Origin of the sequence: Burkholderia dolosa, assembly GCF_902499135.1 — a bacterium.
GTDB classification, from domain to species: Bacteria; Pseudomonadota; Gammaproteobacteria; order Burkholderiales; family Burkholderiaceae; genus Burkholderia; species Burkholderia dolosa.
The window spans coordinates 1-26,799 of sequence record NZ_CABVPR010000076.1 but is presented as its reverse complement, the minus strand read 5'-3'; the positions used below and the strand labels follow the sequence as shown (position 1 = coordinate 26,799).

The window sequence follows — 26,799 nt, the reverse complement described above, 5'->3', positions numbered from 1 at the left end:
GCGCTCGCTCGCGAAGGGCGAGGCGATCACGCAGGACACGTCCACGCTCGAGAATCCGGCGATTCTCGAGCAGCTCGCCGAAGTGCGCTGATTGCGCGTGTCGCGCGCATCGCGCGCGCGAGCCCCTGCGCGGCGGTCCCGATTGTCCGCGCAGGGGCTTTTTGCTAAATAACGGCATGACCGTTTCGTCCCGTCCGGCGCCGGCCGTGCCGCCGCCCGTTCCCGAGCCGCTCGCGCGTGCGCACGCGCGCTACTGGCGCTTCAACGTCGTGCTGATCGCGGTGCTGATGGCGATCGGCTTCGCGGTGTCGTTCATCGTGCCGTTTTTCGCTCCCGCGCTGTCGCACGTGCGCTTTGCCGGATTCAGCCTGCCGTTCTACGTCGGCGCGCAGGGCGCGATTCTCGTCTACCTCGTGTTGATCGCCGTTTATATCGGTCTGATGCAACGCGCGGATCGCGTGCTGCGCCGTACCTACGACGAGCATGCCGCCGATGCGGCCGAGCGGCACGGCGGACGCTGATCCATGCTCACGCATCGGCTGATTCGCGCGTACGCGCTCTACACGCTCGGTTTTCTCGGATTCGTGCTGCTGCTGTCGCGCATCGAGCGCGCGACCGGTTCGGGCGTGTGGATCGGCTACGTGTTCCTGTTCGTGCCGATCGCCGTGTATGCGGTGATCGGGCTGCTGTCGCGCACGTCCGATCTCGTCGAGTATTACGTGGCCGGGCGGCGCGTGCCGTCCGCGTTCAACGGGATGGCGACCGCGGCCGACTGGCTGTCGGCCGCGTCGTTCATCGGTCTCGCCGGCTCGCTGTACGCGACCGGCTACGATGCGCTCGCGTACGTGATGGGCTGGACCGGCGGGTTCTGTCTCGTCGCGTTCCTGCTCGCGCCGTATGTGCGCAAGCTCGCGCGCTACACGATTCCCGATTTTCTCGGCACGCGCTTTTCGAGCACCGCCGTGCGCGCGCTCGCGGCCGGCGCGGCGATCCTCTGCTCGTTCGTGTATCTGGTCGCGCAGATTCAGGGGATCGGGCTGATTGCGACGCGCTTCATCGGCGTCGATTTCGCGATCGGGATTTTCTGCGGGCTTGCCGGCATTCTCGTGTGCTCGTTCCTCGGCGGGATGCGCGCGGTGACGTGGACGCAAGTCGCGCAGTACATCATCCTGATCAGCGCGATCCTGATTCCCGTGTCGTTGATCGCGATGAAAAACGGGCTCGGCCCGGTGCCGCAGTTCAATTACGGCAAGCTGATGGAGCGCGTCGCGGCGCGCGAGGCGCAGGTGCGCGACGCGTTCGACGAGCAGCAGGTGCGCGACGCGTATCGCCGCCGCGCCGCGGCCATCCAGACGCAGCTCGATCGCCTGCCCGCTTCGTATGCGGACGCGCGCCGGCAGCTCGTCGAGCAGCTTGCCGACTTGCGGCGTCATAACGGGCCGCTGCGTGAGATCAATCAGCGCGAGCGCGAACTCGCCGAGTTTCCGCGCGACCCGACCGCCGCGCGCGTCGCCTGGACGCAGGCGCGCGACGATCTGCTGGCCCGCGCGGCGCCGCCCGTGCCGATGCACGAGCCGTTTCCGGCCGCGAGCGACGGCGAACGCGTGCCGCGCGAGCGGAATTTCCTCGCGCTGCTGCTGTGCCTGTCGCTCGGCACCGCGAGCCTGCCGCATATCCTGACGCGCTACAACACGACGACGTCGGTTGCATCCGCGCGCCGCTCGGTCGGCTGGACGCTGTTCTTCATCGCCTTGTTTTATCTGAGCGTGCCGGTGCTCGCGGTGATGATCAAGTACGAGATGCTCGCGAATCTCGTTGGCCGGCCGTTCGCCGAATTGCCCGCGTGGGTCACGCAGTGGCATCACTTCGAACCGGACCTGATCAGCGTCGTCGACGAAATTCGCGACGGCATCGTGCATTGGTCGGAAATCCAGATGCAGCCGGACATGGTCGTGCTCGCGGCGCCGGAGATCGCGGGATTGCCGTACGTCGTGTCGGGGCTCGTCGCGGCCGGCGCGCTGGCTGCCGCGCTATCGACCGCCGATGGATTGCTGCTGACGATCGCGAACGCGCTGTCGCACGACGTCTATTACTGCATGGTCGCACCCGATGCGACGAGCCAGCGGCGCGTGACGATCTCGAAGGTGCTGCTGCTCGGCGTCGCGCTGTTCGCGTCGTACGTCGCGTCGCTCAATACGGGGAAGATCCTGTTTCTGGTCGGCGCTGCGTTCTCGCTCGCGGCGTCGAGCTTCTTTCCGGTGCTCGTGCTCGGCGTGTTCTGGAAGCGTACGACGACGCGCGGCGCGATTGCGGGGATGGTCACCGGGTTGACGGTGTGCGTGTACTACATCGTGTCGACCTATCCGTTCTTCACGCAGCTCACCGGCTTCGCGGGACGCACGTGGTTCGGCATCGAGCCGATCAGCTCGGGCGTGTTCGGCGTGCCGGCCGGGTTCGCGGTGGCGATCGTCGTGAGTCTGCTCGATCGGCGGCCGGATGCGTATACGCGCGCGCTCGTCGATTACATCAGGCATCCGTGAGGGGAGCGGTGCGGTTGGGCGAACGTTCGCGCACGACCTTCGAATGTGCTGACCAGAAGCGTGGCATATGGTGCACAGCCTTCGTGCCAAGGTCGGCCACGTTTCGGTCGCCTTGGTATCTGACGCGGAAAAGGTGACGTGAGTTAAAGCACGAACAATAGCGCGCCGAACAGGAACAGGAAGCCGCCACCGACAAGCTGAGATTGGAGAATGCTGCGCCATCCCGGGTAGCCGTATCGGATCGGCGGCGCGAATCGAGTCGTGACGGGGAGGCGCAAAAGCCACGCGCGCGATGTGTCGACGATTGCGAGCGAGCCGCCGGCGAGGACAATCAGCGCCACGATACGGACCGTATTGAATTGGATCGGGATGTCGAATGCATGCGCGGCAACGAGTGCAAGCACGCCGAATACCAACAGGCTGCAGAGGCTGCGATGGAGCATCGTAAGACCTGTTTTGAGCCACGTCGGCGCGCTGCTCTCGCCTGACGGGGGAGGCGTCCAGTTCATTTCGCTATGACGCAAATGAAAAAGGCTCCGCGTCGCGGAGCCTTTCAAACGTCTGGCGGAGAGAGGGGGATTCGAACCCCCGATAGGCTATTAACCTATACACGCTTTCCAGGCGTGCGACTTAAACCACTCATCCATCTCTCCGGAAGACCGAGAGTATAGCAAATTCTGTGGGCCGCCTGCCAGCCCTTTAGCGCGCCGCCGGAACGGGTTCGGCGCGCGATACGCGCGGCCTCGCCGCGTCGAACGGCACAGCACGACGCCACGCGTTCCCGCATCGGTCCAATGCCGTTTCCCGCACACCGCCGCGAGTCTGCTATCTTCCGCGGCACCCGATCCGTTTCCCGCCGACTTGCCATGACAGACCGCATCGTCGCCGCCTTCGATTTCGACGGCACCATCACGACTTCCGACAGCTTTCGCCATTTCGTCCGCCACGCGGTCGGCATGCCGCGCTTCGCATGGGCCGGGCTGCGCGCGCTGCCGTGGATTGTCGCGATGAAAGCCGGTCTGCTGTCGCGCGGCGATGCGAAGGCGAAGTTCGCATGGTTCGCGTTCGGGCCGATCGGCGAAGACGCGCTCGACGCGCAAGCGCGTACGTTCGTCGACGCGCATCTGCCGCGCCTCGTGCGTCCCGAAATGCTCGAGCGCGTTCGCGAGCATCGCGCGCGCGGCCATCAGGTGGTGCTGGTCAGCGCATCGCCGTCGCTGTATCTGGACAAGTGGGCGAAGACGGCCGGCTTCGACGCGGTACTCGCGACGCGGCTCGCGTTCGAACGCGGCGCATTCGCGGGCCGGCTCGACGGCGAGAATTGCTGGGGACCGCAGAAAGTCGTACGGCTGCGCGGATGGTGGGGCGACCGGCCGCCGAAGCGGCTGTTCGCGTACGGCGACAGCCGCGGCGACAAGGAAATGGCCGAGCTCGCCGATTGGTCGTGGATCCGCGGGCACGGGCCGCTGCCGCCGATCGGCGACTGATGCGCGAAAGCGGCGTGAGCCGGCGTACTGCAGAGGCGACGTGCGGCACCACGCGCACCGGCACTCGCCGGACTGCATGCTCGCCGGGCCGCGTCACACGATCTCGATCCAGTTCGCGCCGCGTCCGCCCGCTACGCGGGTATGCAGCGCCAGCGTACCGTCGTCGGCGATCGCATAGACCGATACGTGTTCCGATTGCTCGCCGCATGCGACGAGCCAGCGCCCTGACGGATCGATCGCGAACCCGCGCGGCTGCGTTTCGGTCGTCGTCGCATGCGCGGGTTCGAACGTGCGCTCGGCGGTGCGTCGATAGCAGAGCAACTGGCTCGACGTGCGTTCGCTGACGTACGCGAAGCGTTCGTCGGGCGTCAGATGCAGATCGGCCGCCCAGACCGAACGGGCGGCAGGGGCGGGCGGTCGTGCATGACCTTGCGCGAGCGCCGCGACGGCCGGATGGCGCGCGCCGATCTGTGCGTCGCCGAGGCGGCCGCTGTCGGGATCGCGCGCGAACGTCGCGAGCGTGCCCTGGAATTCGCTGACGACGACGAGCGTGCGGCCGCCATCCGCAAATCGCAGATGACGCGGTCCGAAACCGGCCGACACGCGTGTCTCTCCGTGCTCGCGCGCCTGCAGGCCGGCCGCGTCCTCGACGAGCGCGAAGCTGAAGATCCGGTCCGAGCCGAGCGAACTGACGTACGCGAAACGATTGTCGGGTGCCACGACGACCGCATGCGCGTTCGCGATGCCGCCGACGACCTGAAGCGGCGCGCCGTCGCCGTCGCGCACGCGCGCGGCATCGTAGACGCTCAGCGAATGGCCGCCGTACGACGCGCCGAGCAGCCAGCGGCCGGTACGGTCGAGCGACAGGTACGCGTGGCTCGCATCGATCGCGGTCGCACCGATACGCGCAAGCGCGCCGGTGGCCGGCGCGATACGGAACGCGACGATCGTCGGCTGCTCGCCGCGCGTCGCGACGTACAGCCGCGTGCGATCGGCCTGCACGGCGATCGGCATCGCGACGTCGGCGGCCGGGTAGCGGGCGAGCGGCGCGAGTGCGCCGTCGGCGCTCAGCGAGAACGTCGCGAGGTCGCCGTCGGCGGCGTTCGACACGACGACGGTGAAGCGGTCAGTGTTCGGCATGGCGGAGCATCGTGTTGTGCTGAATGGTGGGGTCGGCCGGCAGTCCGCGCGGCGGATCGCTGCGCCGGTGCGTGCGGGCGAACAGCGCGGCGGCCGCGGCGACGACGGATGCGATCGCGAGCGCATACAGGCCGCCCGTGATCGAACCCGTATGTTGCTTCAGATAGCCGAAAGCGGTCGGCGCGACGAACCCGCCGAGGTTGCCGACCGAATTGATCAGCGCGATCACGGCAGCGGCGACGCGCGTGTCGAGATAGCCCTGCGGAATCGGCCAGAACAGCGATGCCGCGGCCTTGAAGCCGAGCGCCGCGAAGCAGACCGACGCGAACGACCAGACCGGATCGTGCGACGTCGACGCGAACAGCCCGCACGCGGCGAGCACGAGCGAGAACGCGAGCCAGCGTTGCGGATGCTTCCATTTCGCGGACAGCACCGCGAAGCCGTACATCGCGCCGATCGCGATCATCCACGGGATCGTGTTGTAGAGGCCGACCTGGAAGTCGGTCAGACCGCCCATCTTGCGGATGATCGTCGGCAGCCAGAACGTCGCCGCATAGATCGTCAGCTGGATCGAGAAATACAGAAAGCAGAACAGCACGATCTGCGGGTCGCGCAGCAGCACGACCGCCGGTACGTGGACTGTCGAGCGCAGGTCGCGTGTCGCGCGCTCTTCGTCGAGCGCATTTTCGAGCGCCGCGCGCTCGTCGGCGCTCAGCCACGTCGCGTCGCGGATGTGCGATTTCAACAGCAGCCAGCTCGCGCCGCACAGCGCAACCGAGAACAGTCCTTCGATCACGAACATCCACTGCCAGCCGTCGAGCCCGAAGCCGCGGATCGACAGCAGCGCGCCGGTGACGGGGCCGGACAGCACCGACGCGAACGCCGAGCCGCCGAGGAAGATCGCCATCGCCTTGCCGCGCTCTTGCGGCGGCAGCCACTGCGACAGGTACAGCACGACGCCGGGAAAGAAGCCGGCCTCGGCTGCGCCGAGCAGGAAGCGCAGCACGTAGAACGACGTGTCGTTCCACACGAACGCCATCGCGGCCGCGACGATGCCCCACGTCGCCATGATCCGCGCGAGCCACACGCGCGCGCCGTATCGCTGCATCAGCAGGTTCGACGGCACTTCGAACAGCGCATACCCGACGAAGAACAGCCCGGCGCCGAGCCCGTATGCGGCCGCGCCGATGCCGATCGATGCTTCGAGGTGGCGGTCGACGAAGCCGACGTTCACGCGGTCGATGTAGTTGGCGATGAACATGATCAGCACGAGCGGCAGCACGTGCCATTTCACTTTCGAGACGGCGGACGCGAGCGGATCGCGGCCGGGCAGGGCGGACGAGGGCGGGTTCAACGGTGTCTCCGGATGGGGCGGCGCCGCGGACGATGCCGGCGGCAGCTTCGATGGTGGCGCTATGTAGTATGTCGTCGTATGACATGGTACGCGGCTCGGTCGGCGCTGGCGTCACGGGTTTACCCGATAAAGCCAGTATGTTCGGCGCAGAGCATCTCGTGACCATACGCGATCACATCTGATGACATATGACATCGAGGACTGAGCTGACTGAACATCGGCAACCGTCAGGCAGCGGCGGTATCGCCAGTGGGTGGCCGGCTGCGGTGCCGACGCCGCGCCGTATTTCCGGGTCTTCAATCCGGTTGCGCAGGGGCGCAAGCTCGGCCCGAGCGGCGCGCACGTTCGGCGCTGGGTGCCCGAACTCGCGCGCGTCGACGACGCGGCGGTCCATGCGCGGTGGGATGCGTCGCCGCTGACGCTCGCCGCGGCCGGGGTGCGGCTGGGCGTCGTGTATCCGGCGCCGCTCGTCGATCACGACGCGGCACGCCGCCGCGCGCTCGACGCATTCGCCACGTTGCCGAAGCGCGGCTGATCGTCCGTTCGGGCCCGCGGCCGCCGGTCACTCGCAAAACGCCGCGCGTTCGAGCAGCGCGAGCGCGACGCGCGGATCGAAGTACGCGGCGCCGCACCACGCGACGAAACCGAGCACGGCGGCGGCGAGCGCGACGCGGATCACGCCCATGCGGTTCTGCCGGGCGCGGCGCGCGCGATGCGCGCATCGTCGATCGGCAGGTGCAGCAGCGCGGCCACCACGCCAAGCGCGATCGAGCCGAGCCACAGCGGCAGGTACGAATGTGTCGCGTCGTAGACCAGCGCGCCGAGCCATACGCCGAAGAAGCTGCCGAGCTGATGGCCGAAGAACACGAAGCCGAACAGCGTCGCGATGTAGCGCACGCCGAACACCTGCGAGATCACGCCGTTCGTCAGCGGCACCGTGCCGAGCCACGTGAATCCCATCACGGCCGCGAATGCATAGACGCTGGCCGGCGACAGCGGTGCGGCGACGAATGCGGCCATCGCGAACGCGCGCACGAGATACAGCACCGACAGCACGTACTTGCGCCGCAGCAGCCCGCCGAGATGGCCGCACGCATAGGTGCCGGCGACGTTGGTGAGCGCGATCAGCGCGAGCGCGACGCTCGCATCGCGTGCCGGCAGCCCGTGATCGAGCAGATAGGCGGGCAGATGAGTCGCGATGAACGCGAGCTGGAACCCGCACGCGAAGAACCCCGCGTTCAGCAGCCAGAAGCCGCGATGCGCAAACGCCTCGCGCACCGCTTCGCCGATCGACTGGTCGGGTGCCGCCGCGGCGCTGCCCGCAGTCGGCGCGGGCCGGTCGCGAACCAGGCGCGCGAGCGGCGCGAGCAGCATCGCGACGAGCGCCAGCGCGACGAACGCATGCCGCCAGCCGATGCCGCCGATCAGCGCCTGCGCGACGGGCACCATGCAGAACTGGCCGAGCCCGCCGATCGCGCCGGCGACGCCGAGCGCCCAGCCGCGTCGTTCGGGCGGGAACAGGCGGCTCAGCGCGCCGTAGATCGACGCGAATGCGGAACCCGACAGCGCGATGCCGATCACGAGCCCCGCGCCAAGCGTGAAGATACCGGTTGACGCCGCGTGCGCCATCGTGACGAGCCCGAGCGCATACAGCAGCAGTCCCGCGACGATCACGCGCACCGAACCGAACCGGTCGGCGATCATCCCGGTGAACGGCTGCGCGACACCCCAAATCAGGTTCTGCAGCGCCAGCGCGAGGCCGAACGCTTCGCGCGACCAGCCGTGGTCGAGCGTGACGGGCGCGAGGAACAGGCCCTGCACGTGGCGGATGCCGAGCGCCGCGCCCATGATCAGGCCGCCCGCCAGCACGGGGAGCCAGCGGCGTCGGACGTGTTCGTCGATCGGGGTCATGCGCGTCTCCGGATGAACGTGCGCGGCAACGGCGCCGCACCGAATCCGATTAGACGGCTGCGCACGACGTCGCTCAAGCGATCATTCGGTCAGGTTCGCATGCGTGTATGGAATGCGATGCGGTTCGCCAAGAACGACCGCGCGGGGGGCGGTTCGCGGAATGGCGAGGCACCACGTCCGTCGTCGGCGAGCGCCGATCCGCGCGATCCGTCGCACGGATTCGACGGCAGCGTCCCGAGTCGTCCCGGCTTACCGCTGCGCCGCGCCGTATCCGCGTATCGTCGCCGCGCATTCGGCCGCTTCGGCGACGACCCAGTCGCGCACGTCGGCGACTTCGCGCCGCGGCGCCGGATCGTGCTGGAACAGCCAGTAGCCGTACGCATCGGGCAGCGCCGGCGTCGGCGGGCCGAGCACCGCGAGCCGCCCGTCCGCGAGCATCGGTGCGACGAGCGCGATGCGTCCGAGCGCGACGCCCTGGCCGGCGATCGCGGCCTGGATCACCTGATCGTACTGATTGAAGCGCAGCACACCCTTCGGACGCGCGTCGCCGAGCGCGGCCGCGTGCAGATACGCACGCCACTGCAGCTGCGTTTGCGGCGGCCCGTCGAATTCGAGCAGGACGTGGCCCGCGATCGCATCGGCGTGCGTGACCGGCCGGGCGGCGAGCGCCGGATGCGCGACCGGTACGACGATCTCGTCGAACAGGTGCAACGCGCCGGCCGGCGCGCGGTTGCGCGGGCAATAGCGGATGCCGAGGTCGATCCCTTCGGCGCGCAAATCGAGTACCTTGTCGTTCGCGGCGACGCGCAGGTCGATCGTCGGCAGGCGCGCCTGCAGCCGCCCGAGCCGAGGCAGCAGCCACAGCGCGGTGACGCCGATGCTCGCAGTGATCGTGACGGGCTGGCGCTCGCGCGCGGCGGCCAGCGATGCGACGGTGTCCTGCAGGCTGAGCAGCGCCGCGTCCGCCGCGCGAAACAGCCGCTCGCCTTCGGGCGTGAACGCGATCTTGCGGTAGCCGCGATGCAGCAGCGCGACGCCGAGATGCGCTTCGAGCGCGTGGATCTGCCGGCTGACCGCCGACTGCGTGACGCACAGATCCTGCGCGGCGAGCGTGATGCTCATGCGGCGGCCGACCGCGACGAAGCCGCGCACGAGGTCCAGCGACGGGAGTCGGACGAGGGGCGTTGACATGCGTGTCATTCATGCGAACGGAGCAGCAAAGATTGGTTGAGAACGCTGCGTGCGTCAAGTTCAATGGAGGCGGACGGCGGCACCGGTGCCGGCGGGCGGGACAGGAGACGGAATGACGATGTCGGACCAGAACGAAGCAGGCGGGGCGCTGCGCGACGATCGTACGGCGGGCATGCTGCCCGAACCGGTAACGCTGCGCGCAGCCGACGGCTATGCGCTGCGCGGCCACGTGTGGCGTCATCGCGGCGGCGGCGCGGGGCGGCCGGTGACGGTCGTCAATTGCGCGACGTCGGTGCGCTGCGACTATTACTTTCGTTTTGCGACGTGGCTCTTCGCGCACGGGCGCGACGTGCTCGTCTACGACTATCGCGGCATCGGCGGCTCGCGTCCCGCACGGCTCGCTACGTTGCGCGCGACGTGGCTCGACTGGGGGCGGCTCGATTGCGACGCCGCGCTGCAGTACGCGCGCGACGCGTTTCCCGGTCAGCCGGTCGACGTCGTCGCGCACAGCATCGGTGGATGCGTGCTCGGGCTCGCGCAGTCGAACGCATATGTGCGACATGCGGTGACCGTCGGCGCGCAGTACGCGTACTGGCGCGACTATCTGACGGCCGAGCGGCGGCGGATGTGGTGTAAGTGGCACGTCGCGATGCCGGCGCTCGCGGCCGCGTTCGGCTACGTGCCGGCGAAACGCCTCGGCTGGATGGAAGACACGCCGCGCGGCATCGCGCTGTCGTGGGCACGCTCGCAGCCTCGCTTCGAGGATACCTATGCACGGGGCTGGCTCGCCGAAAGCTCGGCGGAGCGCATGGCGCTGCCCGCGCGCTTTGCGCGATTGTCGGCGCCGATGCTCGCGATCGGCATCGACGACGACGCGTTCGGCACCGTTGCCGCGATCGAGCGTCTGACCGGCTACTACACGGGCAGCGATGTCACGCACCTGCGGATCGCGCCGGCGGACATCGGTGTCGATGCGATCGGACACTTCGCGTTTTTCCATAGCCGCTTCGCGGACACGCTGTGGCCCGTCGCGCTGCACTGGCTGCAGCATGGCGCGCTGCCGGCCGCCGCGCCGGGCATCGTGCACGCGCGGCATCCGGCGCAGCGCGGGCGGCGCGACGGAAGCGCCGCCGATGTCGTCGCAAGCGCGTAGCCGCGCGTACGCGTCAGCGCTGCCGCCGCGCGCGGCCTGGTGTCCCGTTTCGGCACTGTCGATCCGACCCGCCGTTCCGTACTCCGTGCAGTTCGCGTGCGTGCAGCATCGATTGCGGACCCGCACGATCGATTAACATCGGACGTTCGATTTCACCGACAGGCTGCCGCGTGCCGATACCCGCTCGACCCGACCACGATTCCGCCGCCGAAATGCCGGTTCCGTACCGCATACATGCGCTCGACGTGCCGGCCGCTGCGGCGCGTGCCGGCGTGCGCGTCGCGCGCGTCGATTTCGACTTGCGCGTGCCGCTCGCGTGGCCCGCGTATGCGGCATTGAGCGACGCCGAGCGCGCGCGCGCCGGCCGCTTCGTGCGTCACGAGGATGCGGTGCGCAGCGCCGCGACGCGTGCGGCGCTGCGCGACGTGCTCGGCGCCGCGCTCGGTATCGCGCCGCGTGCGGTCGCGATCGTCGTCGACGACGCGGGGCGTCCGTCGCTGGACCGCGCACATCGCACGTCGCTCGATTTCAACGTGTCGCATGCGGGCGATCACGCGCTGCTCGCGTGGGCGCCCGCAGGTCGCGTCGGCGTCGATATCGAGCGGTGCGAGCGCACGGTGGACTGGCGCGCGTTGACCGCGCAAGTGTGTGCGCCGGTCGAGGCCGCGTACCTCGACGCGCTGCCCAACGATGCGCAGCCCGCTGCGTTCATGCGCGTGTGGTCCGCGAAGGAAGCGCTGCTGAAAGCGCTCGGCACCGGCATCGTCGGCGGGCTGCGCGCGTTCGCGGTCGTTCCGCCGCGCGATGCGGGCACGCCGGCGACGACGATCGTCGAGCGCGACGCGCCCGCTGCCGCGGTCGCCGCGTTCGCTGCGGCGTGGCTCGACGCGGCGCCCGGCTACGCGGCGTGCGTCGCGTGGACGCGCTCGATTTCGGCCGCGTAACGCGCCGGCCACGTCGAAACGACGGCTCGGCTTGCTCGACGCAGCCGTCCCGGCCGTCCGCTGCAAACGTCGGCGCGACGATCCGGCAGGCCAATCTTCTCTTTCCTTCAGCTCGCGTATGGCTCGCCGCGGCTCATGCGGATCCGCGCCGCGCGGACGCGACCGCGCATCAGGGAAACTCCCGAGTCGAAATCGGCGAAAACGGGTTGTCTAGACAAGTTTGGCTGGCTACACTGCAAGCCATCCCCGAACTTGTCTAGACAGGACTGCTTCCATGATTACGTTGACTCCCGGTCACCTGACGCTTCCGCAACTGCGCCGGATCGCGCGCGAATCCGTGCAGCTCGCGCTGGACCCGGCCAGCTTCGCGAAGATCGACGCGGGCGCGAAGGCGGTGGCCGACATCGCCGCGAAAGGCAAGCCGGCGTACGGCATCAACACCGGTTTCGGCCGCCTCGCGAGCACGCATATTCCGCACGACCAGCTCGAGCTGCTGCAGAAGAACCTCGTGCTGTCGCACGCGGTCGGCGTCGGCGAGCCGATGGCGCGCTCGTCGGTGCGCCTGCTGATGGCGCTGAAGTTGTCGAGCCTCGGCCGCGGCCATTCGGGCATCCGTCGCGAGGTGATGGACGCGCTGATCAAGCTGTTCAACGCCGACGTGCTGCCGCTGATTCCGGTCAAGGGTTCGGTCGGCGCGTCGGGCGATCTCGCGCCGCTCGCGCACATGTCGGCGGTGCTGCTCGGCGTCGGCGAAGTGTTCATCCGCGGCGAGCGCGCGAGCGCGCTCGACGGGCTGCGTGTCGCGGGCCTCGCGCCGCTGACGCTGCAGGCGAAGGAAGGCCTCGCGCTGCTGAACGGCACACAGGCGTCGACGGCGCTCGCGCTCGACAACCTGTTCGCGATCGAAGACCTGTACCGCACCGCGCTCGTCGCGGGCGCGCTGTCGGTCGATGCGGCGGCCGGTTCGGTGAAGCCGTTCGACGCGCGCATCCACGAACTGCGCGGCCACCGAGGCCAGATCGACGCGGCGGCCGCGTACCGCGAGCTGCTCGAAGGCTCGGCGATCAATCTGTCGCACCGTGATTGCGGCAAGGTGCAGGATCCGTACAGCCTGCGCTGCCAGCCGCAGGTGATGGGCGCGTGCCTCGACCAGATGCGCCACGCGGCCGACGTGCTGCTCGTCGAGGCGAACGCGGTGTCGGACAATCCGCTGATCTTCCCGGACACCGGCGAAGTGCTGTCGGGCGGCAACTTCCACGCGGAGCCGGTCGCGTTCGCGGCCGACAACCTCGCGCTCGCCGCCGCGGAGATCGGCGCGCTGGCCGAGCGCCGCATCGCGCTGCTGATCGACGCGACGCTGTCGGGCCTGCCGCCGTTCCTCGTGAAGGACGGCGGCGTGAACTCCGGCTTCATGATCGCGCACGTGACGGCCGCGGCGCTCGCGTCGGAGAACAAGACGCTCGCGCATCCGGCGTCCGTCGATTCGCTGCCGACGTCGGCGAACCAGGAAGACCACGTGTCGATGGCGACGTTCGCCGCGCGCAAGCTCGCCGACATCGCCGACAACACGAAGCACATTCTCGCGATCGAGCTGCTCGCCGCCGCGCAGGGCGTCGACCTGCGCGCGCCGCACGAGACGAGCCCGAAGCTGAAGCAGGTGATGGAGACGATTCGCGCGAAGGTCGCGCACTACGAGCTCGATCACTACTTCGCGCCGGACATCGCGGTGATCGCGAAGCTCGTCGGCGAGCGTGCGTTCGCGCAGCTCAGCCCGTTCGCGTTCGCATCGGAACAGTAACGCGATGAGCGCGCCGGTCTACCAGGAGATCAAGGATTTCATCCTGGCCCGCATCCATGCCGGCGAATGGGCGGAGGGCGACCAGGTGCCGTCCGAGAACGAGCTGGCCCGCGAGTTCAAGGTCGCGCGCATGACCGTGAACCGCGCGCTGCGCGAGCTGACGGCCGAGCAGGTGCTCACGCGGATGAAGGGCGCGGGCACCTACGTCGCGCGGCCGAAGTACGAGTCGACGCTGGTCGCGATCCGCAGCATCTCCGAGGAAGTCGGCGCGCGCGGGCACGCGTATCGCGCGAGCGTGCTCGATCTCGAGACCGTGCACGCCGACGAGCTGCTCGCCGACGAAATGCAGGTGACCGTGCACGCGCCGCTGTTTCATTCGCAGGTGCTGCACTTCGAGAACGACGAGCCGGTGCAGCTCGAAGAGCGCTGGGTCAATCCGGCGGTCGCGCCCGATTATGCGCAGCAGGACTTCACGAACACGACGCCGAACCAGTACCTGATGCGCGCGGCGCCGCTGCAGCGCGTCGAGTACCGGATCGAAGCGGCGGCGCCGTCGTGCGAGCGGCGCGAGCAGCTGCGGATGGACGACGTCGAGCCGTGTCTGGTTTTACATCGGCGCACCTGGTCGCAGGGCGTCGTCGCCTCGGTGGCGAATCTGTGGCATCCCGGCAGCCGTTATCGCTTCACCGGGCATTTCTGATTTCTATCGATACTCAATTTCCTTCGGGAGCAGCCGTCATGAACCATCCGAAACACATCGATCCCCGTCTCGACCCGACGCGCACGATCCGCGCGCCGCGCGGCAGCGAGAAGACCTGCAAGACGTGGCTCGCCGAAGCCGCGTACCGGATGATCCAGAACAACCTCGACCCGGAAGTCGCCGAGCATCCGCACGCGCTCGTCGTGTACGGCGGCATCGGCCGCGCGGCGCGCGACTGGGAATGCTTCGACCAGATCCTCGCGTCGCTGAAGGATCTCGACGAGAACGAGACGCTGCTGATCCAGTCCGGCAAGCCGGTCGGCGTGTTCCGCACGCACAAGGACGCGCCGCGCGTGCTGCTCGCGAATTCGAACCTGGTGCCGCACTGGGCGAACTGGGATCACTTCAACGAGCTCGACCGCAAGGGCCTGATGATGTACGGGCAGATGACGGCCGGCAGCTGGATCTACATCGGCAGTCAGGGCATCGTGCAGGGCACCTATGAAACCTTCTTCGCGGTCGCGAACCAGCATTTCGACGGCGATCCGTCGGGCCGCTGGATCCTGACCGGCGGCCTCGGCGGGATGGGCGGCGCGCAGCCGCTCGCCGCGACGATGGCCGGTTTCTCGATGATCGCGGTCGAATGCGACGAGACGCGCATCGACTTCCGCCTGAAGACGCGCTACGTCGACAAGAAGGCGACGACGCTCGACGAAGCGCTCGGGATGATCGAAGAAGCGAAGCGCGCGGGCAAGCCCGTGTCGGTCGGCCTGCTCGGCAATGCGGCCGACGTGTTCACCGAGCTGGTCGAGCGCGGCATCACGCCGGACTGCGTGACCGACCAGACCAGCGCGCACGATCCGATCAACGGCTACCTGCCGCAGGGCTGGACCGTCGCGCAGTGGCGCGAAGCGCAGAAGGTCGATCCGCAGAGCATCGTGAAGGCCGCGAAGCAGTCGATGGCCGTCCAGGTGCGCGCGATGCTGACGCTGCAGTCGCGCGGTGCGGCGACGCTCGACTACGGCAACAACATCCGGCAGATGGCGCTGGAGATGGGCGTCGACAACGCGTTCGACTTCCCGGGCTTCGTGCCCGCGTACATTCGTCCGCTGTTCTGCGAAGGCAAGGGCCCGTTCCGCTGGGTCGCACTGTCCGGCGATCCGGAGGACATCTACAAGACCGACCGGAAGGTGAAGGAGCTGATCCCCGACGATCCGCACCTGCATAACTGGCTCGACATGGCGCGCGAGCGCATCGCGTTCCAGGGTCTGCCGGCGCGGATCTGCTGGGTCGGCGTGAAGGATCGCTATCGTCTCGGCCAGGCGTTCAACGAGATGGTGAAGAACGGCGAGCTGAAGGCGCCGATCGTGATCGGCCGCGACCACCTCGACACCGGCTCGGTCGCGAGCCCGAACCGCGAGACCGAATCGATGAAGGACGGCTCGGATGCGGTCAGCGACTGGCCGCTGCTGAACGCGCTGCTGAACACCGCGGGCGGTGCGTCGTGGGTGTCGCTGCATCACGGCGGCGGCGTCGGCATGGGCTTCTCGCAGCACGCGGGCGTCGTGATCGTCGCGGACGGCACGGCCGACGCGCACGAGCGTCTCGGCCGCGTGCTGCTGAACGACCCGGCGACCGGCGTGATGCGTCATGCGGATGCCGGCTACGAACTTGCGCAGCAGACGGCCCGCGAAGTCGGCCTGAAGCTGCCGATGCTCGGCCGCTGAGCATGACGGCGCCCAACCGTGCGGCGGCCGGCGCGAAGCCGGCCGCGACGCTGATTCGCGCGGCAACGCTCGTCGCGTCACCGTGGAAGAACGGCGGCGGCGTGACGCGCGAGATCGCGGCGTTTTTCCCGAACGGGACGTCTGCGGGCGCCGCGCTCGACACGTTCGCGTGGCGCGTGAGCGTCGCGGACGTCGATGCAGGCGGACCGTTCTCGCGTTTCGACGGCGTCGATCGCACGCTCGTGCTGTTGTCCGGCGCCGGGATGACGCTCGCCGAAGCAGGCGGCGCGCGGCACGTGCTCGACGCGCCGTTCGCGCGTGCGGATTTCGCCGGCGAAGCGGCGATCGACGCGACGCTGCACGACGGCGCGACACGCGACTTCAACCTGATGACGCGCCGCGCGGCGGCGCGCGGCACGCTCGACGTGTGGTTCGACGGCGCGCATCGCGTCGGACCTGCCGACACCGTGCTGCTGTTCTGCGCGCGCGGCGCCGTTGCCGTCGACATCGACGGCACGCGCGATGCGCTGGAAGAAATGGACACGCTGCGGCTCGACGGGCTGCCGCGTGCGTTTGACGTCGTCGTGAGCGGAGGCGGCGCGCTGCTCGCCGTGTCGCTCGCGCTCGGCGCACGAGACTGAACGCATGAAACCGACTGTCTGGCATCACCTGAAGCTGTGTCCGCACGGCGACCCCGACGACACGATCGACGATGCGGCGCTCGCCGTCGACGAAACCGGCACGATCGTATGGCTCGGCGCATTCTCGGCGCTGCCGCACGACTATGCGCACTGGCAGCGCGAGGATCTGCGCGGCGCGTGGGTGACGCCCGGCCTCGTCGACTGCCATACGCACCTCGTGTACGGCGGCACGCGCGCGGACGAATTCGCACAGCGCCTCGCGGGCGTCAGCTACGAGGAGATCGCGCGGCAGGGCGGTGGAATCGTGTCGACCGTGCGCGCGACGCGCTCGGCCGACGAAACGGCGCTGTTCGTACAGGCCGCCGCGCGCCTGCAGCCGCTGCTCGCCGAAGGCGTGACCGCGATCGAGATCAAATCGGGCTACGGGCTCGACTTCGCAAGCGAACGCAAGATGCTGCGCGTCGCGCGGCAGCTCGGCGAACGCTTTCCGGTCACCGTCTACACGGCGTTTCTCGGCGCGCATGCATTGCCGCCCGAATATGCGGGCCGCGCGGACGCGTACATCGACGACGTGTGCCAGCGGATGCTGCCCGCGCTGGCAGACGAAGGGCTCGTCGACGCGGTCGACGTGTTTTGCGAGCGCATCGGCTTTTCGCTCGCGCAGACCGAGCGCGTGTTCGATGCCGCGACGCGTCGCGGGCTGCCGGTGAAGCTGCATGCGGAGCAGCTGTCGAACGCGGGCGGCACGGCGCTCGCCGCGCGTTACCGCGCGTTGTCCGCCGATCATCTCGAGTTCCTCGACGAGGCCGGCGTCGCGGCGATGAAGGCGGCCGGCACGGTCGCCGTGCTGCTGCCCGGCGCGTACTACTTCATTCGCGAGACGCAGCTGCCGCCGATCGAGCTGCTGCGCAGGCACGGCGTGCCGATCGCGCTCGCGACCGATCACAATCCGGGCACGTCGCCGCTCGAATCGCTGCTGCTGACGATGAATCTCGGCTGCACGCTGTTCCGGATGACGGTGCCCGAAGTGCTGCAGGGCGTCACGCGGCACGCCGCCGCCGCGCTCGGGCGCGCGGATCGCCACGGTGCGCTCGCGGTCGGCCGGCAGGCGGACTTCGCCGCGTGGTCGATCGGCTCGCTCGCCGAACTCGCTTACTGGATCGGCCGGCCGCTGTGCGAGCAGGTCGTGCGCGGCGGCGCGACGGTGTTTCGCCGGACGAACGGCGAGCCTCGAATGGAACGACACTGACGATGACCGACATGACGTTGTTCGCGGAACACGCGTACCTCCCCGACGGCTGGCGCCGCAACGTGCTGCTGCGCTGGGACGCGACCGGCACGCTGACCGACGTGACGCCCGACACCCGCGCGCCGGCCGGCGTCGCGCGCGCGGCCGGGCCCGTGCTGCCCGGCATGCCGAACCTCCATTCGCATGCGTTTCAGCGCGCGATGGCGGGGCTCACCGAATACCGCGCGAATCCCGCCGACAGTTTCTGGAGCTGGCGCGACCTGATGTACCGCTTCGCGCTGAAGATCACGCCCGACGCGCTCGCAGCGATCGCGCGCTGGCTGTACGTCGAAATGCTCAAGTGCGGCTACACGTCGGTGTGCGAATTCCACTACGTGCATCACGCGCAGGACGGTTCGCGCTATCCGCAGATCGCGGAGCTCGGTACGCGGGTGATCGGCGCCGCGCGCGCGGCCGGCATCGGCATCACGATGCTGCCGGTGTCGTACCAGTTCGCCGGTTTCGGCAACAAGCCGCCGCGCGACGATCAGCGCCGCTTCATCAATACGCCGGACGGGCTGCTCGAACTGCTCGACGCGATGCGCCGCGCCGCGCCCGAGCACGGCGGGCTGCGCTACGGCGTCGCGCCGCATTCGCTGCGCGCGGTGTCCGAGAACGGGCTGCGCGTGCTGCTCGACGGGCTCCCCGACGATGCGCCGATCCACATCCACATCGCCGAGCAGACGGCCGAAGTCGACGACTGCGTGCGCGCATACGGCGCACGTCCCGTGCAGTGGCTGCTCGATCGCTTCGACGTCGATGCGCGCTGGTGCGTCGTGCATGCGACGCACGTCGACGCGGCCGAGACGGCCGCGCTCGCGAAGTGCCGCGCGGTCGCCGGGCTGTGCCCGACGACCGAAGCGAACCTCGGCGACGGCGTGTTTCCCGCCGTCGACTATCTCGCGCACGGCGGCACGATCGGCATCGGCTCCGACAGCCATGCGACGGTCGACTGGCGCGCGGAGCTGCGCCTGCTCGAATACGGGCAGCGGCTCGTGCATCGCGCGCGCAACGTGCTGGCGAGCGACGCGCACCCGCAGGTCGCCGACCGGCTGTTCGACGCATCGCTCGCGGGCGGCGCGCAGGCGAGCGGGCGGCGCATCGGCGCGCTGCGCGCCGGATGCCGTGCCGACTGGCTCGTGCTCGACCGCGATCATCCGGCGATCGCCGAACACGGCAGCGCGGCGTGGCTGTCGGGCGTCGTGTTCGCCGAGCACGGCGATACGCCGGTGCTCGACGTCTACACGGGCGGCGAGCGCGTCGTCGGCGGCCGCCGCCATCGCGACGAAGCGGCCGCCTATGCCGACTATCGCGCGGCGCTCGCGCAACTGCTGCGCTGACGCGCAACGACCGGCGCACCGCACGGCGTGCGCCGCAACACTCGACGGTGACGCGACATGACTGAACATCCGGCTGTATTCACGCTGAAGCAGGGCACGCTGCCGCTGCTGATCTCGATTCCGCATGCGGGCACCTACATCCCCGACGACATCGCGGCGACGATGACGCCCGATGCGCGCTTCGTCGACGACTGCGACTGGCATCTCGAACGCCTGTACGGATTCGCGGCGAGCCTCGGCGCGTCGATTCTCGTGCCGTCGCACGCGCGTTACGTCGTCGACCTGAACCGTCCGCCGGACAATGCGAACCTGTACCCGGGACAGGACACGACCGGCCTCGTGCCGATCGATACGTTCGACAAGGTGCCGCTGTATCCGGCAAACGCGCTGCCCGACGAAGCCGAAATCGTCCGGCGCCGCGATCGCTACTGGCGGCCGTATCACGACGCGCTGACGCGCGAGATCGCGCGCCTGAAGGCCGCGCACGGCCGCGTGCTCGTGTGGGAAGCGCATTCGATCCGCTCGCGCGTGCCGCGCTTCTTCGAAGGTCGGCTGCCGGACTTCAACTTCGGCACGTCGAGCGGCGCGAGCGCCGCGCCCGGTCTCGCCGACGCGCTCGTCGCGCGCGTGCTCGCGCACGGCGGCTATACGGCCGTCGCGAACGGCCGCTTCAAGGGCGGCTACATCACGCGTCACTACGGCGTGCCGGCCACCGGCGTCGAAGCCGTGCAGCTCGAGCTGTCGCAGATCACGTACATGGACGAGACGCGTCCGTACGCGTACGACGAAGCGCGCGCGGCACGAATGACGCCGCTGCTGCAGACGCTCGTCGAAACCGCGCTCGCGCATCGCTGACGTGCCGCGGCTGCTTGCCGCGGCGCCGCGTGACGTCGTGCGGCGGCTCGTCGGCGCGCAACGTGCGGCCCGATGCAGTGCACAAAAGCGGCATCGGGCCATGCGGCCGGATGCCGTTGCTTTGGCATGGCGGACGTCGCGATCGATACCCGAAAATTTGACGCAATTTTTAGGTGATATAAGCTGAATGTCAGCAAGTCGTCACGTGCCGGCCGGCCGTAAGCGCACCGAACATCGGCGCGCGGCGCCCGGAACGGCGCGCAACGGCTTGCCGATGTGTCGTCGCGCGGCGCCGCCGCGCACGCTTCATCGCGACACGTGTCCTGCATTCATCAGTCAGTCGAGTACGATCGTGAAAGCCGCCAGCCCTTCGATACGCCGGACGCGAAGTCCGTCGGCGGGCGCGCCGCCTCAGGCCGGGCCGATCCGGCATGCTGATCGCGGCACGCGTGCCGCCTCGTTGCGCGAGCATCGTTTCTTCGTCGCCTCTCACCGCGGCCTGCGCCGCTTCAACCTCGTGACCGCGCACGTGTTCAGCGCGGTGCAGTGCGACGGCAGCGCTTCATTGTTGCCCTAGCGTTCCTTTCCGCTTCGATGCCGCTGCGCCGCAGCGCCGGCTGACGCATCGTCCGTATCGCCGGACGCTGCGCGTGCGCGTGCGCGTGCACGCGTACGCGCATGCGCATGCGCATGCGGAGCGCGAGCGCACGCCTGCATCGTCGCGCGCGTGCTCGTGTATCGCGCCTTTACCGCGGAGGCAGCCATGCGCGCGCGCCCGATCGTAGCCGTCACCGCCGATCGCATCATGCGCGGCGCGCATCCGAACCACACGGCGGGCGAGAAGTACCTGACCGCGGTCGTGGACGGCGCCGGCGCGCTCGCGTTCGTGCTGCCTGCGCTCGGAATGCGGCAGCCGGTCGACGCGATCGTCGCGTCGATCGACGGCTTGCTGCTGACCGGCAGCTATTCGAACGTCGAGCCGCATCACTATGGCGGCCCGGCGAGCGAACCCGACACGCTGCACGATCCGGCGCGCGACGCGACCGTGCTGCCGCTGATCCGCGCGTCGATCGACGCCGGCGTGCCCGTGCTCGCGATCTGCCGCGGCATGCAGGAGCTGAACGTCGCGTACGGCGGCACGCTGCATCAGCGGCTGCACGCGAGCGGGCGCTTCGACGACCATCGCGAGCGGCCCGAGGATCCGCTCGAACGGCAATACGGCCACGCGCACGTCGTGCAGTTCGCGCCGGGCGGGTTGCTGCAGCGGATCGCACGCGGCGCGTGCGACGCGATGGTCAACTCGCTGCACGACCAGGGCATCGCGCGCGTCGGCGCCGGGCTTGCCGTCGAGGCGAGCGCACGCGACGGACTCGTCGAAGCGATCAGCGTGCGCGGTGCGCGCGCGTTCGCGCTCGGCGTGCAGTGGCATCCCGAATGGCGCTTCGCGGAGCAGCCGCTGTCGCGCGACATCTTCGCGGCATTCGGCGACGCATGCCGCGCGCGCATGACCCACCGCATTCATGCGACCGGCGGCGACACGTCGTCGCCGGCCGCATCCGACGTCGATTGAAAGAGGCCGATCATGCAATCCGAATTGAGCGAATTCCTGCGTCAGCATCGCATCACCGAAGTCGAGGCCATCATTCCCGACATGGCCGGCATCGCGCGCGGCAAGATCATTCCGCGCAACAAGTTCGAATCCGGCGAATCGATGCGGCTGCCGCAGGCCGTGATGGTGCAGACCGTCACCGGCGACTATCCGGAAGACGGCTCGCTGACCGGCGTGACCGATCCCGACATGGTGTGCGTACCGGACCCGTCGACGATCTGCCTGATTCCGTGGGCGGTCGACCCGACCGCGCAGGTGATCCACGACTGCGTGCATTTCGACGGCTCGCCGGTCGAGATCTCGCCGCGCTACGTGCTGCGCCGCGTGCTCGAGCTGTATGAAGCGAAGGGCTGGAAGCCGGTGGTCGCGCCCGAACTCGAGTTTTATCTGGTCGACATGAATGCCGATCCCGATTTGCCGCTGCGTCCGCCGGTCGGCCGCACCGGGCGTGCCGAGACCGGTCGTCAGTCGTATTCGATTGAAGCCGTCAACGAGTTCGACCCCCTGTTCGAGGACATCTACGAATACTGCGAGATGCAGGGGCTCGATATCGAGACGCTGATTCACGAAGTCGGCGCCGCGCAGATGGAGATCAACTTCATGCACGGCGACGCGCTGTCGCTGGCCGACCAGGTGTTCCTGTTCAAGCGCACGGTGCGCGAAGCGGCGCTGCGTCACAACATGTACGCGACGTTCATGGCGAAGCCGATGGAAGGGGAGCCCGGCTCCGCGATGCATATCCATCAGAGCCTCGCCGATGCGCGCACGGGCCGCAACCTGTTCGCGGAAGAGGGCGGCGTCGTGTCGCCGGTGTTTCAAAGCTATCTGGCTGGGCTGCAGAAATACACGCCTGCGCTGATGCCCATCTTCGCGCCGTACATCAACTCGTACCGGCGGCTGTCGCGCTTCATGGCCGCGCCGATCAACGTGCAATGGGGCTACGACAACCGCACGGTCGGGTTCCGGATTCCGCAGTCGAGCCCGGCCGCACGACGGATCGAGAACCGCATTCCGGGCGTCGACTGCAACCCGTACCTCGCGTTCGCGGCGACGCTCGCGGCCGGTTATCTCGGCCTCACGCAGCAGCTGGCGCCGACCGAGCCGATCGCGTCCGACGGCTACGATCTGCCGTACCAGCTGCCGCGCAATCTCGAGGAGGGCATCTCGCTGATGGCTGCGTGCGCGCCGCTCGCCGACATTCTCGGCGACAAGTTCGTGAAGGCGTATCTCGCGCTGAAGGAAACCGAATACGAAGCGTTCTTCCGCGTGATCAGCTCGTGGGAACGTCGCCACCTTCTGCTGCACGTATGAACGTGCGGCATCGTCTTGCGGAGGCAACATGACGGAGCGAAACGAAGCCGGCGCGGGCCGGCCGGCAGTACGTTCGACCACCGACTACCGCGCGCTCGACGCCGCGCACCACATCCACCCGTTCTCCGACATGGGCGCGCTGAACCGCGCGGGCAGCCGCGTGATCGTGAAGGCCGACGGCGTGTATCTGTGGGACTCCGACGGCAACAAGATCATCGACGGGATGGCCGGCCTCTGGTGCGTGAACGTCGGCTACGGGCGCAAGGAACTGGCGGACGCCGCCTATCGGCAGCTGCAGGAACTGCCGTACTACAACACGTTCTTCAAGACCACGCATCCGCCGGTGATCGAACTGTCGGCGATGCTCGCCGAAGTCACGCCGCCCGGCTTCGACCACTTCTTCTATTGCAACAGCGGCTCGGAGGGCAACGACACCGTGCTGCGCGTCGTGCACCAGTACTGGCGCGTGCAAGGCAAGCCGCAGAAGAAATACGTGATCTCGCGCAGGAACGGCTATCACGGCTCGACGATCGCCGGCGGCACGCTCGGCGGAATGGGCTACATGCACGAGCAGATGCCGTCGAAGGTCGAGCACGTCGTGCATATCGACCAGCCGTATTTCTTCGGCGAAGCGCAGCCCGGCGAGACGCCCGAAGCGTTCGGCCTGGCGCGCGCGCAGCAGCTCGAAGCGAAGATCCTCGAACTCGGTGCGGAGAACGTCGCCGCGTTCATCGGCGAGCCGTTCCAGGGCGCGGGCGGCGTGATCTTCCCGCCGTCGACGTACTGGCCGGAGATTCAGCGCATCTGCCGCAAGTACGACGTGCTGCTGGTGGCCGACGAAGTGATCGGCGGCTTCGGGCGCACCGGCGAGTGGTTCGCGCATCAGCACTTCGGGTTCGAGCCGGACCTGATCACGATGGCGAAGGGGCTGACGTCCGGCTACGTGCCGATGGGCGCGGTCGGCATTCACGAGCGCGTCGCGCGTCCGATCATCGACAACGGCGAATTCAATCACGGGCTCACGTATTCCGGTCATCCGGTCGCCGCGGCGGTCGCGGTCGCGAACCTGAAGCTGCTGCGCGACGCAGGGATCGTCGAGCGCGCGAAGCACGATATCGGTCCGTACTTCCAGCACACATTGCGCCAGGCGCTCGGCGAGCATCCGATCGTCGGCGAAATCGCGGGCGCCGGGCTGGTCGCCGGCGTTCAGCTTGCGCGCGACCGGCAGCGGCGCGAGCGGTTCGATCCGGGCGTGGACGTCGGCACGATCTGCCGCGACTTCTGCTTCAACGGCAACCTGATCATGCGCGCGACCGGCGACCGGATGCTGCTGTCGCCGCCGCTCGTGATTTCGCGTAATGAGATCGACGAACTCGTATCGAAAGCGAAGCGCGCGTTCGACGCGACGGCCGAGCGGGTCGGGCGCGCGGCGTGAAGCGGGGGCGGTGCGGCCGTTATGCGTAGGCGAAGCGCTGCTGGTCGAACCCGGGGCCTTGCCACATCGTTGGGTCACTCGGCCAGCCACGCGCCCAAAACGAAAAGGGCCTGCGTCTTGCGACGCAGGCCCTTTGAATTCTTTGGTGGGCGGTACTGGGATCGAACCAGTGACCCCTGCCGTGTGAAGGCAGTGCTCTACCGCTGAGCTAACCGCCCAAAGAAGCTGAAATTATGTCAGAGCTTTTTGGGTTCGTAAAGCACTTTGTGCAAATTTTTTGAACCGACCGACTTGGACCGACACGACGCTCGGACATGCGCGGCCGCCGCTGCGCTTCCGATCGGGTTTGATCATCGAGACGGCGGTTGTCGTTACTGTGCGGACACGAAGTCGGTCGAGCACAGCCGCACCATCGCGCCCATTTCAAGTCGCCCAAAAGAAAACGGCACCGCGCGATCCACGGTGCCGTTCTCGTCGAGCCGAGCCGCCGGACCGGCATACGCGGTCCGCACGACGCGCGTTCAGCCTTCGGTCGGCGGCACGTAGCCGGACGCCTGATCCGCGCCTTCGCCGAAGAAGTACTTCTCGGTCTGCTTCATCAGGTACTGACGCGCGCGCGGATCGGCCATGTTCAGGCGATTCTCGTTGATCAGCATCGTCTGCTGCTTGAGCCAGCCTTGCCACGCTTCCTTCGACACGTTTTCGTAAATGCGCTTGCCGAGCTCGCCCGGCAGCGGCGGGAAATCGAGGCCTTCGGCTTCCTTGCCGAGCTTCGCGCATTGGATCATTCGAGCCATCGTGTACTTCTCCTGTAATCGGTCGGGGGAGGGCAGCCGCCCGCGCTCAGAGCTGCTTCATCAGCACGAGCGACTTGCGCTGCCAGTTGTAGAGTTTGCGGCGGTCTTCCGGCAGATCGTCGACGCTGACCTTGACGAAGCCGCGCTTGAGGAACCAGTGCTCGGTGCGCGTCGTGAGCACGAAGATGTGCGTGAGGCCGCGCGCGCGGGCGCGCTGTTCGATGCGCTTGAGCAGGCGCTCGCCGTCGCCCGAGCCCTGCGCTTCCGGCGCGACCGTCAGGCACGCCATCTCGCCGATCTTCTCCTGCTGATACGGATACAGCGCCGCACAGCCGAACAGCACGCCGTCGTGCTCGATCACCGAGAAATGATCGATGTCGCGTTCGATCTGGTGACGGCCGCGCCGCACGAGCGTACCGTCCGCCTCGAGCGGCTCGATCAGCGACAGGATGCCGCCGACGTCGTCCGGCGTCGCCTCGCGCAGGCTCTCGAGATTCTCGTACGAGATCATCGTGCCGACACCGTCGTGCAGGAACAGTTCGAGCAGCATGCTGCCGTCGAGCGATTGCGGAATCAGGTGCGCGCGCGTGACGCCGCCGCGGCATGCGCGGATCGAATGCTTGAGGAAGAACGCATCGTCGCCCTGGATATTGCCGGAATCGAGCAGTTCGGCCGCGGCGTCGAGCGACATTTCGCGGATCAGCTCGCCGGCGTCGTCGACGATGCCGGGGCCGTCCGTCAGGAAGATGATCTTGTCGGCACGCAGCGCGATCGCGGCGGCCGATGCGACGTCTTCCATCGACAGGTTGAACGCCTCGCCGGTCGGCGAGAAGCCGAGCGGCGACAGCAGCACGAGCTTGCGGCTCGCGAGCGAATGGCGGATCGATTCCGCGTCGATCTTGCGCACGATGCCCGTGTGCGCGAAATCGACGCCGTCGAGAATCCCGACCGGCCGCGCGGTCACGAAGTTGCCGGACACGACGCTGATGTGCGCATGCGCCATCGGCGAGTTCGGCAGACCCTGGCTGATCGCGGCCTCGATGTCGAGACGCACTTCGCCGGCAGCCTCCTTCGCGGATTCGAGCGCGCGCGCATCGGTGATGCGCAGCCCGTGCGAGAACTCGGATTCGACGCCATGCAGATTCAGCTGCTCTTCGACCTGCGGCCGCGAGCCGTGCACGAGCACGATCTGGATGCCCATCGCCTGCAGCAGCGCGATGTCGGACACGAGCGCGTTCAGCAGCCCCTGCTGCACCACCTCGCCGCCGAACCCCACGACGAACGTGTTGTTGCGGAACTTGTGGATATAGGGCGCGACGGATCGCATCCAGTCGACGAACTGCGCGTGGCTGGCGGCCGAATCGTCGGCGGCCGGCGGGTTCGCGGCGCCGGTCTGGGCGGGACGGAGGTCGGTTTGGGAATTCATGGGCGGGATTATAATGCGCCCCCATGTCGAATGTACCTAAAAGTCCCGCGCCGACGCGGGCAGGCGCGCGCTCGGCGCGGCACCCGGATGGTGCGGCCGATGCGCGCCGGCAGCAGCGCGAGCCGGCGCAGCAGCCGCCGCGCAAGCCGGCC

The 26,799-nt window shown here is 68.4% G+C and carries 23 protein-coding genes, 2 tRNA genes and 1 pseudogene; 16 read left to right on the top strand and 10 right to left on the bottom strand.

Features of this window, described 5'->3' with window-relative positions:
- Positions 1 to 176 precede the first annotated feature (176 nt).
- Both BUB20358_RS24695 and BUB20358_RS24690 read left to right on the top strand, forming a co-directional pair.
- Positions 177 to 521 carry a DUF4212 domain-containing protein gene (locus BUB20358_RS24695; RefSeq protein WP_006763890.1) on the top strand — a complete coding sequence of 115 codons (345 nt, stop codon included), beginning with the start codon at positions 177 to 179 and terminating at the stop codon, positions 519 to 521.
- Between the two features lie 3 nt (positions 522 to 524).
- A complete protein-coding gene (locus BUB20358_RS24690) occupies positions 525 to 2,540 on the top strand; it encodes a sodium:solute symporter family protein (RefSeq protein ID WP_006763891.1) in 2,016 nt (671 codons plus the stop codon).
- 143 nt (positions 2,541 to 2,683) lie between these two features.
- On the opposite strand, the gene BUB20358_RS24685 is transcribed toward BUB20358_RS24690, so the two are convergent.
- Together BUB20358_RS24685 and BUB20358_RS24680 are read right to left on the bottom strand one after the other, a co-directional pair.
- Entirely contained in the window at positions 2,684 to 2,983 is a 300-nt protein-coding gene (locus tag BUB20358_RS24685; protein ID WP_123806829.1) for a hypothetical protein, read from the bottom strand.
- A 119-nt stretch (positions 2,984 to 3,102) separates the two neighbouring features.
- Positions 3,103 to 3,193 (bottom strand) — tRNA-Ser (locus tag BUB20358_RS24680).
- 213 nt (positions 3,194 to 3,406) lie between these two features.
- Between BUB20358_RS24680 and BUB20358_RS24675 the strand changes: the two genes are divergently transcribed.
- Positions 3,407 to 4,027, top strand: coding sequence for an HAD family hydrolase (locus BUB20358_RS24675; protein WP_035972062.1), 621 nt, complete (start codon positions 3,407 to 3,409; stop codon positions 4,025 to 4,027).
- A 93-nt stretch (positions 4,028 to 4,120) separates the two neighbouring features.
- On the opposite strand, the gene BUB20358_RS24670 is transcribed toward BUB20358_RS24675, so the two are convergent.
- Positions 4,121 to 5,167, bottom strand: coding sequence for a lactonase family protein (locus tag BUB20358_RS24670; protein WP_035972064.1), 1,047 nt, complete (start codon positions 5,165 to 5,167; stop codon positions 4,121 to 4,123).
- A complete protein-coding gene (locus BUB20358_RS24665; protein WP_035972067.1) occupies positions 5,154 to 6,521 on the bottom strand; it encodes an MFS transporter in 1,368 nt (455 codons plus the stop codon). Before BUB20358_RS24665 ends, BUB20358_RS24670 begins: the two co-directional genes overlap by 14 nt.
- A 247-nt stretch (positions 6,522 to 6,768) precedes the next feature.
- Here BUB20358_RS24665 and BUB20358_RS24660 point away from each other — a divergent pair.
- Positions 6,769 to 7,056: pseudogene (locus BUB20358_RS24660) on the top strand (FAD-binding domain-containing protein); the annotation flags it as partial.
- A 27-nt stretch (positions 7,057 to 7,083) separates the two neighbouring features.
- Here the strand turns inward: BUB20358_RS24660 and BUB20358_RS28620 are convergent.
- From BUB20358_RS28620 to BUB20358_RS24650, 3 genes are all read right to left on the bottom strand, one after another.
- Positions 7,084 to 7,206 carry a hypothetical protein gene (locus BUB20358_RS28620; protein ID WP_035972068.1) on the bottom strand — a complete coding sequence of 41 codons (123 nt, stop codon included), beginning with the start codon at positions 7,204 to 7,206 and terminating at the stop codon, positions 7,084 to 7,086.
- Positions 7,197 to 8,432 (bottom strand): MFS transporter, encoded by a 1,236-nt coding sequence (locus BUB20358_RS24655; RefSeq protein WP_006763895.1) that lies wholly within the window; start codon positions 8,430 to 8,432, stop codon positions 7,197 to 7,199. Before BUB20358_RS24655 ends, BUB20358_RS28620 begins: the two co-directional genes overlap by 10 nt.
- 249 nt (positions 8,433 to 8,681) lie before the next feature.
- The gene (locus tag BUB20358_RS24650; RefSeq protein WP_035972070.1) at positions 8,682 to 9,623 is read right to left on the bottom strand and encodes a LysR substrate-binding domain-containing protein; all 942 of its coding nucleotides are present in this window, start codon (positions 9,621 to 9,623) and stop codon (positions 8,682 to 8,684) included.
- A 118-nt stretch (positions 9,624 to 9,741) separates the two neighbouring features.
- On the opposite strand from BUB20358_RS24650, the gene BUB20358_RS24645 reads away from it, so the two are divergent.
- The 12 genes from BUB20358_RS24645 to BUB20358_RS24590 all read left to right on the top strand — a co-directional run bounded on the left by BUB20358_RS24645 (position 9,742) and on the right by BUB20358_RS24590 (position 24,424).
- Positions 9,742 to 10,776: an alpha/beta hydrolase family protein gene (locus tag BUB20358_RS24645; RefSeq protein WP_035973320.1), complete on the top strand. Its 1,035-nt coding sequence runs from the start codon at positions 9,742 to 9,744 to the stop codon at positions 10,774 to 10,776.
- Positions 10,777 to 10,988: 212 nt separating this feature from the next.
- Complete coding sequence (locus tag BUB20358_RS24640; protein ID WP_045552425.1) at positions 10,989 to 11,720, top strand: 4'-phosphopantetheinyl transferase family protein; 732 nt, start codon at positions 10,989 to 10,991, stop codon at positions 11,718 to 11,720.
- A gap of 274 nt (positions 11,721 to 11,994) precedes the next feature.
- Positions 11,995 to 13,518: a histidine ammonia-lyase gene (gene hutH, locus BUB20358_RS24635; protein WP_006763898.1), complete on the top strand. Its 1,524-nt coding sequence runs from the start codon at positions 11,995 to 11,997 to the stop codon at positions 13,516 to 13,518.
- A 4-nt stretch (positions 13,519 to 13,522) separates the two neighbouring features.
- A complete protein-coding gene (gene hutC, locus BUB20358_RS24630) occupies positions 13,523 to 14,218 on the top strand; it encodes a histidine utilization transcriptional repressor HutC (protein ID WP_006763899.1) in 696 nt (231 codons plus the stop codon).
- A 38-nt stretch (positions 14,219 to 14,256) separates the two neighbouring features.
- Positions 14,257 to 15,945: a urocanate hydratase gene (gene hutU / locus BUB20358_RS24625; protein ID WP_006763900.1), complete on the top strand. Its 1,689-nt coding sequence runs from the start codon at positions 14,257 to 14,259 to the stop codon at positions 15,943 to 15,945.
- Between the two features lie 2 nt (positions 15,946 to 15,947).
- On the top strand, positions 15,948 to 16,586 hold the full coding sequence (locus BUB20358_RS24620) for a HutD/Ves family protein (RefSeq protein ID WP_006763901.1): 639 nt from the start codon (positions 15,948 to 15,950) through the stop codon (positions 16,584 to 16,586).
- 4 nt (positions 16,587 to 16,590) lie between these two features.
- Positions 16,591 to 17,835 carry an imidazolonepropionase gene (gene hutI / locus BUB20358_RS24615; RefSeq protein WP_006763902.1) on the top strand — a complete coding sequence of 415 codons (1,245 nt, stop codon included), beginning with the start codon at positions 16,591 to 16,593 and terminating at the stop codon, positions 17,833 to 17,835.
- A 2-nt stretch (positions 17,836 to 17,837) separates the two neighbouring features.
- On the top strand, positions 17,838 to 19,214 hold the full coding sequence (locus tag BUB20358_RS24610; RefSeq protein ID WP_006763903.1) for a formimidoylglutamate deiminase: 1,377 nt from the start codon (positions 17,838 to 17,840) through the stop codon (positions 19,212 to 19,214).
- 57 nt (positions 19,215 to 19,271) lie between these two features.
- Positions 19,272 to 20,069 (top strand): N-formylglutamate deformylase, encoded by a 798-nt coding sequence (gene hutG / locus BUB20358_RS24605; RefSeq protein WP_006763904.1) that lies wholly within the window; start codon positions 19,272 to 19,274, stop codon positions 20,067 to 20,069.
- Between the two features lie 763 nt (positions 20,070 to 20,832).
- Complete coding sequence (locus BUB20358_RS24600) at positions 20,833 to 21,639, top strand: gamma-glutamyl-gamma-aminobutyrate hydrolase family protein (protein ID WP_035972076.1); 807 nt, start codon at positions 20,833 to 20,835, stop codon at positions 21,637 to 21,639.
- A 12-nt stretch (positions 21,640 to 21,651) separates the two neighbouring features.
- Positions 21,652 to 22,989 (top strand): glutamine synthetase family protein, encoded by a 1,338-nt coding sequence (locus tag BUB20358_RS24595; protein ID WP_006763907.1) that lies wholly within the window; start codon positions 21,652 to 21,654, stop codon positions 22,987 to 22,989.
- A 28-nt stretch (positions 22,990 to 23,017) separates the two neighbouring features.
- Positions 23,018 to 24,424, top strand: a complete 1,407-nt coding sequence (locus tag BUB20358_RS24590; RefSeq protein ID WP_006763908.1) for an aspartate aminotransferase family protein — start codon at positions 23,018 to 23,020, stop codon at positions 24,422 to 24,424.
- Positions 24,425 to 24,567: 143 nt separating this feature from the next.
- On the opposite strand, the gene BUB20358_RS24585 is transcribed toward BUB20358_RS24590, so the two are convergent.
- From BUB20358_RS24585 to argA, 3 genes are all read right to left on the bottom strand, one after another.
- A tRNA-Val gene (locus tag BUB20358_RS24585) sits at positions 24,568 to 24,642 on the bottom strand.
- Between the two features lie 303 nt (positions 24,643 to 24,945).
- The gene (locus BUB20358_RS24580; RefSeq protein ID WP_006401987.1) at positions 24,946 to 25,221 is read right to left on the bottom strand and encodes an oxidative damage protection protein; all 276 of its coding nucleotides are present in this window, start codon (positions 25,219 to 25,221) and stop codon (positions 24,946 to 24,948) included.
- Between the two features lie 46 nt (positions 25,222 to 25,267).
- Positions 25,268 to 26,647: an amino-acid N-acetyltransferase gene (gene argA, locus BUB20358_RS24575; protein ID WP_035972077.1), complete on the bottom strand. Its 1,380-nt coding sequence runs from the start codon at positions 26,645 to 26,647 to the stop codon at positions 25,268 to 25,270.
- Positions 26,648 to 26,799 lie beyond the last annotated feature (152 nt).

What these genes read in the sequence shown, in the direction of transcription:
- BUB20358_RS28620 (WP_035972068.1), bottom strand. Translation starts at nt 7,206, where the DNA reads ATGGGCGTGATCCGCGTCGCGCTCGCCGCCGCCGTGCTCGGTTTCGTC.
- hutU (WP_006763900.1), top strand. Translation starts at nt 14,257, where the DNA reads ATGAACCATCCGAAACACATCGATCCCCGTCTCGACCCGACGCGCACG.
- BUB20358_RS24580 (WP_006401987.1), bottom strand. Translation starts at nt 25,221, where the DNA reads ATGGCTCGAATGATCCAATGCGCGAAGCTCGGCAAGGAAGCCGAAGGC.
- BUB20358_RS24655 (WP_006763895.1), bottom strand. Translation starts at nt 8,432, where the DNA reads ATGACCCCGATCGACGAACACGTCCGACGCCGCTGGCTCCCCGTGCTG.
- hutG (WP_006763904.1), top strand. Translation starts at nt 19,272, where the DNA reads ATGACTGAACATCCGGCTGTATTCACGCTGAAGCAGGGCACGCTGCCG.
- hutH (WP_006763898.1), top strand. Translation starts at nt 11,995, where the DNA reads ATGATTACGTTGACTCCCGGTCACCTGACGCTTCCGCAACTGCGCCGG.
- BUB20358_RS24685 (WP_123806829.1), bottom strand. Translation starts at nt 2,983, where the DNA reads ATGCTCCATCGCAGCCTCTGCAGCCTGTTGGTATTCGGCGTGCTTGCA.
- hutC (WP_006763899.1), top strand. Translation starts at nt 13,523, where the DNA reads ATGAGCGCGCCGGTCTACCAGGAGATCAAGGATTTCATCCTGGCCCGC.
- BUB20358_RS24695 (WP_006763890.1), top strand. Translation starts at nt 177, where the DNA reads ATGACCGTTTCGTCCCGTCCGGCGCCGGCCGTGCCGCCGCCCGTTCCC.
- BUB20358_RS24620 (WP_006763901.1), top strand. Translation starts at nt 15,948, where the DNA reads ATGACGGCGCCCAACCGTGCGGCGGCCGGCGCGAAGCCGGCCGCGACG.
- BUB20358_RS24650 (WP_035972070.1), bottom strand. Translation starts at nt 9,623, where the DNA reads ATGTCAACGCCCCTCGTCCGACTCCCGTCGCTGGACCTCGTGCGCGGC.
- BUB20358_RS24595 (WP_006763907.1), top strand. Translation starts at nt 21,652, where the DNA reads ATGCAATCCGAATTGAGCGAATTCCTGCGTCAGCATCGCATCACCGAA.
- hutI (WP_006763902.1), top strand. Translation starts at nt 16,591, where the DNA reads ATGAAACCGACTGTCTGGCATCACCTGAAGCTGTGTCCGCACGGCGAC.
- BUB20358_RS24590 (WP_006763908.1), top strand. Translation starts at nt 23,018, where the DNA reads ATGACGGAGCGAAACGAAGCCGGCGCGGGCCGGCCGGCAGTACGTTCG.
- BUB20358_RS24645 (WP_035973320.1), top strand. Translation starts at nt 9,742, where the DNA reads ATGTCGGACCAGAACGAAGCAGGCGGGGCGCTGCGCGACGATCGTACG.
- BUB20358_RS24610 (WP_006763903.1), top strand. Translation starts at nt 17,838, where the DNA reads ATGACCGACATGACGTTGTTCGCGGAACACGCGTACCTCCCCGACGGC.
- BUB20358_RS24600 (WP_035972076.1), top strand. Translation starts at nt 20,833, where the DNA reads ATGCGCGCGCGCCCGATCGTAGCCGTCACCGCCGATCGCATCATGCGC.
- BUB20358_RS24690 (WP_006763891.1), top strand. Translation starts at nt 525, where the DNA reads ATGCTCACGCATCGGCTGATTCGCGCGTACGCGCTCTACACGCTCGGT.
- BUB20358_RS24675 (WP_035972062.1), top strand. Translation starts at nt 3,407, where the DNA reads ATGACAGACCGCATCGTCGCCGCCTTCGATTTCGACGGCACCATCACG.
- argA (WP_035972077.1), bottom strand. Translation starts at nt 26,647, where the DNA reads ATGAATTCCCAAACCGACCTCCGTCCCGCCCAGACCGGCGCCGCGAAC.
- BUB20358_RS24670 (WP_035972064.1), bottom strand. Translation starts at nt 5,167, where the DNA reads ATGCCGAACACTGACCGCTTCACCGTCGTCGTGTCGAACGCCGCCGAC.
- BUB20358_RS24640 (WP_045552425.1), top strand. Translation starts at nt 10,989, where the DNA reads ATGCCGGTTCCGTACCGCATACATGCGCTCGACGTGCCGGCCGCTGCG.